Source organism: Pseudomonas sp. NPDC007930 (assembly GCF_042958985.1).
In the GTDB taxonomy this organism is placed as follows: Bacteria; Pseudomonadota; Gammaproteobacteria; order Pseudomonadales; family Pseudomonadaceae; genus Aquipseudomonas.
The window spans coordinates 66,068-72,551 of record NZ_JBIBKC010000018.1 but is presented as its reverse complement, the minus strand read 5'-3'; the positions used below and the strand labels follow the sequence as shown (position 1 = coordinate 72,551).

General features: G+C 67.2%; 5 protein-coding genes. All 5 read right to left on the bottom strand.

Annotated elements, in window-relative coordinates; translation table 11 throughout:
• Positions 1-170 precede the first annotated feature (170 nt).
• The 5 genes from ACFZCE_RS23990 to ACFZCE_RS23970 all read right to left on the bottom strand — a co-directional run bounded on the left by ACFZCE_RS23990 (position 171) and on the right by ACFZCE_RS23970 (position 6,483).
• Positions 171-2,309, bottom strand: a complete 2,139-nt coding sequence (locus ACFZCE_RS23990) for a TonB-dependent siderophore receptor (protein WP_390943032.1) — start codon at positions 2,307-2,309, stop codon at positions 171-173.
• A 324-nt stretch (positions 2,310-2,633) separates the two neighbouring features.
• On the bottom strand, positions 2,634-3,335 hold the full coding sequence (locus tag ACFZCE_RS23985) for an FCD domain-containing protein (RefSeq protein WP_390943031.1): 702 nt from the start codon (positions 3,333-3,335) through the stop codon (positions 2,634-2,636).
• 2 nt (positions 3,336-3,337) lie between these two features.
• Entirely contained in the window at positions 3,338-4,639 is a 1,302-nt protein-coding gene (locus ACFZCE_RS23980; protein ID WP_390943030.1) for an amidase family protein, read from the bottom strand.
• Positions 4,636-5,754 carry a M20/M25/M40 family metallo-hydrolase gene (locus ACFZCE_RS23975; protein WP_390943029.1) on the bottom strand — a complete coding sequence of 373 codons (1,119 nt, stop codon included), beginning with the start codon at positions 5,752-5,754 and terminating at the stop codon, positions 4,636-4,638. The genes ACFZCE_RS23980 and ACFZCE_RS23975 overlap by 4 nt, the downstream gene beginning before the upstream one ends.
• Positions 5,755-5,775: 21 nt before the next feature.
• Positions 5,776-6,483, bottom strand: coding sequence for an ATP-binding cassette domain-containing protein (locus tag ACFZCE_RS23970; RefSeq protein ID WP_390943028.1), 708 nt, complete (start codon positions 6,481-6,483; stop codon positions 5,776-5,778).
• Between the last annotated feature and the right edge of the window lies 1 nt (position 6,484).

Genomic DNA, 6,484 nt, shown 5'->3' with positions numbered 1-6,484 from the left:
TGCCGGGCGATAGGCCCTGAAGCTCATGCACAAAATCCGCAGAGCTCACAGATTGATCCCTCCATGAAGCCCTGAAATGGCTTAAGTGAACAGCATTACGGCACAGCCGGCCCACGGAATGGGTAAGCCATTGAGTTAAGAGGCAACAAAAAACCCTGAGGCCGGCTAGCCTAGAACCTCACCTCGCCTTTCACCCGCAGCGTTCTGCCTTCGCCCCAGCTCACTCGCCGGGTGTTGCCCCCCGAGGCGACGAAATAGCCCTGGTCGGTGAGGTTCACCGCATTGACCTGCAGCACGGTTTCTTCGCCCAGCAACTGCCGAGTACTCCAGGCGGCAAACGCATCCACCGTGGTGTAGTGATCCAGCTCGAAGGTATTGCCCAGGTCCCCCGCCCGCGCGCCCACGTAGCGCGCGCCCGCGCCAACGCGCAGTTCACCGCCCAACACCGGTTGCGGCACCTGCCAGGCCAGGAACGCCCCGCCCACATGGCGCGGCACGTTGTACACCCGGTTGCCCTCGGTGGCGGGGGTGTCTTTTTCAATCCAGGCATCGGTGTAGGCATAGTTGGCGATCACCTGCCAGTGCTCGCTCAACTGCCCGTTCACACTCCACTCCAGCCCCCGCGAGCGCACCTCGCCGGCCAACCGTTGCAATGTATTGCCGTCGGCATCGGTGCCGGCGTTCTGTTGCACGTTTTCCTTGCGGATGCTGTAGGCCGCCAGGGTGCTTTGCCAGGCGCCGTTGTCGTACTTGGCGCCCACCTCGAACTGGCGGCCGGTTTCCGGTTTGTAGCGGCCGCTGAACACCGAGCCGGCCTCGACCTCGTTGGGCCGGTAGGATTGGCTGTAGTTGCCGTACAGCGAGAGGTCGGCGCGCAGTGCGTAGACCACGCCCATGAACGGCAGCAGCTTGCCCTGGCGTTCGTCGGTGGCCTCGATGAATGGCCGGCGGCTGCCGGAGCGGATGTCGTAGTGCTGGTAGCGCAGGCCGGGCGCGAGGATCCAGTGCTCGCCCAGGTGGATGTTGTCTTTGGCGTACAGCGCCTGGCCTTTGATGCGGGTGTAGCCATCGCTGTTGTTGGGGTTGACCGGGCCGCTGGGGGGTAACTGGCCATACACCGGCGCGGCCGGGTAGAAGCCGCCGATGACCGGGCCGTCGATAAAATCGCCGTAGGCGTCGCGGATGCTTTCATAGTCGCTGCCCAGCAGCAGTTCGTGGCGCAGGCCGGCCCATTCGCGGCTGGCGATCCAGTCGGCGGCGACGTAGGCGTTTTCCTTGTGCGCGCCCACGTTGCGTCGAAAGCGCCGGCTCAGCACACCGGTGCTGGCGTTGTAGGCGCTGGGGTCGGCCTGGTAGTCGTTGTACTGGTCGTAGCTCCAGCCTGTAGCCAGGCGCACGCGGGTGCTGCTGTCGAAGCGGTATTCGGTGGTGGTATTGAGCTGCTGGCGCTGGCCTTCGGCGCGGGCCCATTTTTCGTCGAGGCGGTCGTCGCGGCTGCCCACGTGGTGGCCGTTGCTTAGCACCGCGCCACGGTCGAGGGTGTTGCTGTAGTCGGTGTACTCATAGGCCGCCAGAAACGACAGCGCTTCGCTCTCGTAGGCCAGTGACGGGGCGATGAGGTCGAGTGTGTTGGCACCGAAGTTGCGCCAGTAGTCTTCGTCCTTGTGCTGGCCGATCAGCCGGAAGGCGAAACCGCTGCCGCCCAGCGGCGCAGTGGTGTCGACATGCGCCTCGCCACCCCCCTGGTCGCTGAGGGTACCGCCCAGGCTGTGGTGGGGTTGATACAGCGGCTTTTTGCTGATCACGTTGATCACCCCGCCGGGCTCTTGCATGCCATACAGCAGCGAGGCGGGCCCCTTGAGCAGCTCCACCCGCTCGGTAGTGACCGCCTGGAAGTTACGCCCGGTCGCGGTGCGCAGGCCGTCGCGCAGTACACCGCCGTCATCGCTGCCGCCGAAGCCACGCTTGAGCAGGGCGTCCTGGGTGCCGCCGAAATTGTTGTTCACCGCCACCCCGGGCATGAACTTGATCACGTCTTCCAGGGTTTGCGGGGCCTGGTCCTGCAGCACCTGCGCGGTCACCGTGTCGACCGCTTGGGCCTGTTCGAGCAGTGGCGTGTCGGTTTTGCCGGCGGTGCTGCTGGCACCGGCGCGGTAACTGCGTGGGGCTTCGCGTTCATGGGCGCCTTCAATGGTGACCTCACCCAGTTGCAGCGGGGCGGCCGGCTCCGCGGCCAGGGCCGGGGCGCTGAACGCGAGGCTGCCGTACAGGCTGAGTGAAAAGGTGCGGCGTGGGGTGAGGCGTGGCATCGGGCGCTCCGTCGTCGAGCCCTGCCGGCCAGGTTTCGCCGGCACGGCCGAGCCCGCGAGGGCGCCTTGGCGGTGCCATCGGAGAGGGCTGAGCGGGTGGGCTGCGAATACCGTGGTACGGGGAGGGCGGGCCTTTGTATCAGAATGAGAACAATTATCGAAGATACAGTTGCCAGGGTTGTACGACAACGCTGTTTTTGTATGGATGTGCTCTGGAATGCGGGTTTTGGCGGGTTTTTGCGAATGGATTTGTAAGTAAAGGTTACAAAAAGGCGCTGAAATACCTGTACTTCAGGTGGCAATGCGAGCAGTTGCAGCGGGGCCTTACCCCCGCGCGCAATGCAACATGTGCAGGGTGATCTTGCGCACCTCGGCCTTGCTCACCTCGATGTGCGCCTTCACCCGCCGTTGCGCCTCGTCGGCGCGGCGTTGCAGCACCGCCTGGAGGATTTGCGTGTGCTCCTCGAAGGTGGTGTCGATGCGTGCCCGCTGGGTGAAGTCGAGCCGGCGCAGCACGTGGATCTTCTCGCCGATTTCATCGTGAAAGCGCGTCATCTGGCTGTTGCCGGCCAAGGCCAGCAGTTGCCGGTGAAACGCCACGTCGCGTTCGGTCAGCACCTGCGCTTCGTAGCAACGTTGCGCGGGCGCCACCGCCCAGGTGTCGAGCAGTTCGCGCAGGGCTTCTTCCTGGCCGGGCGCGGCGTTCTCGCACAGCCGCTTGACGGCAGCCTGCTCGAGCACGATGCGCACGTCGTAAAGCTCTTCGAAATAGGCAAAGTCGAACGGCCGCACCTGCCAGCCGGCACGAAAATGCACCTCCAGGTAATGCTCCTGCTCCAGCCGGAACAGCGCCTGGCGCACCGGGGTGCGGCTGGCGTCCATGCGCTTGGCCACGTCGCCTTCGCTGAAGCGATCGCCCGGCAGCAGGCGGAACTCGAAGATGTCCTGCTTGAGCTGCTGGTAGATCCGTTCGGCCAGGCCTTCGCGGCGTTCCTTGCCCGGCGGGTTGGAAGAAGACAGCTGCATGTTCAGTCCTTCTGTCGGTTCAACTGATGTTCCACCCACTGGCCGCCGCGCAAGGTGGCCAGGTCACTGCCCGCCGGGCCGACCAGTTGCACGCCCAGTGGCAGGCCGCTGGGGCCGGTGCCGGTGGGCAGATGCAGGCTGGGCAGGCCCAGCGCGCTCCAGCTGCGCGAGAACAGCGGGTTGCCGGTCGCCATGCCCAGCTCGGCCTCGCCGCAGGCGCTGGGGGTGAGCAGCAGGTCGCAGTGGGCGAACACCTCGGGCAAGCGCGCGCGGGCGGCGGCGACGCGCTGCTGATTGTATCGGTTTTGCTCGAAATCGATAGCGCTGGCGCGGCGCAACAGCGCCTGTAGCGGCTCGCTCAGGGCCTCGGCGTGGTTCAGCCGCTCATCGGCCAGTGCCTGCCAGGCTTCGAAGCACATGATCGCGTCGTGCACGCTGGCCAGGGTATCGAACTCCGGCGGCAGGCTGACCTCCACCAGCACCGCGCCGGCCAGGCTCAAGCGCGCGGCGCAGGCTTCGAGCTGTTGCTGGGCGGCGGGGCTGGCGTGCTCCCAGTACGGCGTGCGGCACAGGCCGATGCGCGGCGCGCCGCCGTGGTCGAGCGCGCGCCACGGCGGCGCGCTGGCCATCACCGAGGTGAGCAGGGCGACGTCGGCCACGCTGCGGCCGAATGCGCCGACGGTGTCGAGGCTTTCGGCCAGGCTTTTGATCCCGGCGCGGGGTATCGAGGCGAAGCTGGGCTTGAAGCCGACCACCCCGCAGTAGGCCGCCGGGCGGATGATCGAGGCGGCGGTTTGCGTGCCCAGCGCCAACGGCACCATGCCCGCCGCCACCGCCGCGGCCGAGCCGCTCGACGAGCCGCCGGGGGTGTGCGCGGGGTTGTGCGGGTTGCGTGTAGGGCCGGGGTGGAAGGTGGCGAATTCGGTGGTGACCGTTTTGCCCAGCACGATTGCCCCGGCCGCCCGGCACAGCGCCACGGCGGCGGCGTCGTGGCCGCTCTGGTGCTCGGCGTAGATCGGCGAACCGTAGCCGGACGGCAGGCCACGGGTGTCGAACAGGTCTTTGACCCCGATCGGCAGCCCGTGCAACGGCCCGCGCAGGGGCCCGGCGTCGAGCGCCCGGGCTTGCGCCAGGGCGGCCTCGGCGGCGTGGCTGCGCCAGGCCCGCACGGCAGGCTCGCGGGCCTGGTAGCGTTCGATGCAGGCCTGCACCAGGGCCTCGGCGCTGAGTTCGCGGGCCTGCAACAGCCGCGCCGCCTGGCTGGCGCTGAGGCTGGCGAGGTCTTGGGCGAGGGCGCTGCTCATGCCTGGCACCAGTCGAGGATCATCCGCGTGTACAGCGCGAACGCCTGGTCGATGCGGCTGACCTCGCAGTATTCGTCGGTCTGGTGCGCCAGGTGGGTTTCGCCTGGGCCGAGGATCAGCGTAGGCGGGTTGCCCAAGGGCGCGAGCAGGGCGGCGGCGTCGGTGAAGTAGGTCACGGTGCCGGGCACCTGGGTGCTACCGGCCAGGGCCAGCACACGCTGTACCCAGGGGTGGTTGGGCTCGGTGTACACCGGCGGCAGGTCGATCAGTGTGCTCAGTTCGATGGCGTCGCCCAGGGCCGCTTGCAGGGCCTGGCGGATGGCCGCGTGGTCTTGCCCGGCCACCGTGCGGATGTCGATCGTCAGCTCGGCGGCATCGGGCACTGAGTTGACGTTCAGGCCGCCGTTGATCATGCCCACGTTCAGCGTCGGCGCGCCCATCTGCGGGTGGGCCGGGAAGCCAAAATCGAAGGCCTGCAGCGCCAGCGCGGCGCGGGCGATCTTGTAGATGGCGTTGTCGCCATGCTGCGGCATCGAGCCGTGGGCGGTCACTCCGCGTGCCTTGGCCTTGAGCCACAGCGCGCCTTTGTGCCCGGCCAGCGGGTCGTTGTAACTCGGCTCGGCCACCAGCAAGGCCCCGGCCGGCTTCAGCAGGCCAGGCTGGGCGGCCATCTGGAAGGCGCCTTCGCAGCCGGTTTCCTCGCCGGCGGTGATGATCAGGGTGACCCCGGCGCTGCCGGCGATCTGTTCCCGGCAGGCCAGCGCCGCGCACACGAACGCCGCCACGCCGGCCTTCATGTCGCTGCTGCCACGGCCGTACAGCTTGCCGTCGATGATCTCGCCACCGAACGGCGCCTGCTGCCAGGGCGCGTTGCCCAGCGGCACTACGTCAACATGGCCGGTAAAGGCCAGTGGCAGGCCTTGGGCAGGGTCGCCGAGGCTTGCCACCAGGCTGGCGCGGCCCGGCGCCAGCTCGCTCAGGGTGCAGGTAAAGCCCTGGGCTTCGAGCAACTCGGCCAGGTACTGGGTGCAGGTGGATTCATCGCCCGGGGTGTTGACGGTGTTCATCCGCACCAGGGCTTGGGTCATTTCCACGGGGTTCAGCGGTGTAGTCATGGGGGGCTCCGTAAACAGAGGTCAGCCGAAATAGGCCGCCTGCACTTCGTCGTTCTCGCTCAGGCGCTTGGCGTCGCCGTGGGCGACCAGGCGCCCCTGCGACAACACGAAACCATAGTGCGAAATGGCCAGGGTCTGGTGCACGTTCTGCTCCACCAGCAGCACGCTGATGCCCAGTTGGTTGATGTCGGCGATGATCCGGAAGTTCTCCTTCACGTACAGCGGCGACAACCCCAGCGACGGCTCGTCGATGATCAGCAAGCGTGGCTTGGCCATCAGCCCGCGGCCGATCGAGACCATCGCCTGCTCGCCGCCCGACATCGTCCCGGCCAGTTGGTCGCGGCGCTCCTTCAGCCGAGGGAACAACGCATACACCTCATCGGCGCGGCGGGCGATCTCGGCCGGGTCGGCGACCTGGTAAGCGCCGACCCGCAGGTTTTCCGCCACGGTCATCTTCGGGAAGATCCTGCGCCCCTCGGGGATGCAGGCGATGCCCTGGGCGATCACCCGGTGGGTGGGCAGGCCGATCAGCGACTGGCCGGCAAAGCGGATGTCCCCGCGGTTGGGCGGGGTGAGCCCGAGGATCGAGCGGATCAATGTGCTCTTGCCCGCGCCGTTGGCGCCAAGGATGCAAGTGATGCGGCCTTCTTCGAGCTCCAGCGAGAGGTCGTGAAGGACATCGATGCGGTCATACGCCGTGGCGATGTTGTCAATGCTCAGCAAAGCCATG

Bases quoted from the DNA above. Each gene is read 5' to 3' on its own strand.
- ACFZCE_RS23970 (WP_390943028.1), bottom strand. From the start codon at position 6,483: ATGGCTTTGCTGAGCATTGACAACATCGCCACGGCGTATGACCGCATC.
- ACFZCE_RS23980 (WP_390943030.1), bottom strand. From the start codon at position 4,639: ATGAGCAGCGCCCTCGCCCAAGACCTCGCCAGCCTCAGCGCCAGCCAG.
- ACFZCE_RS23975 (WP_390943029.1), bottom strand. From the start codon at position 5,754: ATGACTACACCGCTGAACCCCGTGGAAATGACCCAAGCCCTGGTGCGG.
- ACFZCE_RS23990 (WP_390943032.1), bottom strand. From the start codon at position 2,309: ATGCCACGCCTCACCCCACGCCGCACCTTTTCACTCAGCCTGTACGGC.
- ACFZCE_RS23985 (WP_390943031.1), bottom strand. From the start codon at position 3,335: ATGCAGCTGTCTTCTTCCAACCCGCCGGGCAAGGAACGCCGCGAAGGC.